1 protein-coding gene is annotated in these 647 nt (G+C 40.0%); it reads left to right on the top strand.

From position 1 onward, the window contains the following. Positions 1-647 (top strand): IS30 family transposase (locus tag A9G37_RS02955; protein ID WP_141671025.1); only part of this gene is annotated, 647 nt, incomplete at both ends.

Here is a 647-nt window from a genome sequence, read left to right on the forward strand (position 1 = left end):
GTAATGGTAAGCCAATAGAGTCTTCGGTATGGCGCCAAGTTGAAAAATACCTCATGCTTTATTACAGCCCAGAGCAGATTGCTGCACGTTTAAAGAAAGTCAGCGTCCAATCAATCTATAACTATCTTTATCAAAATAAAGCGCGCTATGAACAATTCAAACCTTATCTAAGGCGAAAAGGCAAAGCCTATAGGCATTGTAAGGCACCGAGTATTAAAGAAGGAGACCGCCGTTATAAACGGTCAATTAAACAACGTCCAAGTTATGTAGAAAGCCGGAAAACGCGAGGACATTGGGAGGGAGATACGATTATTAGCCGTAAAGACAACCAAGCATTGGTGACATTAGTTGAACGCAAAACAGGGCTAGTATTAATTGGGCGCCTCAATCAACGTACCGCCTCCGAAACGAGAGATATGATAATAAAATTGCTAACGCCGTTTAAAAAAATGGTTAAAAGCATCACCTTTGATAATGGAACCGAATTTAATTATCATCATGCTATTGAGCATTATTTAAACACCACCGTGTACTTTGCGGAGCCTTATAAAAGCTGGCAAAGAGGCACAAATGAAAACACCAATGGCTTAATACGTCAGTTTATACCTAAGTCAGCGGCCATTTCATTAGTTGACGACAAACAGATA

Origin of the sequence: Gilliamella sp. GillExp13, from assembly GCF_001690815.1 — a bacterium.
GTDB classification, from domain to species: domain Bacteria; phylum Pseudomonadota; class Gammaproteobacteria; order Enterobacterales; family Orbaceae; genus Gilliamella; species Gilliamella bombi.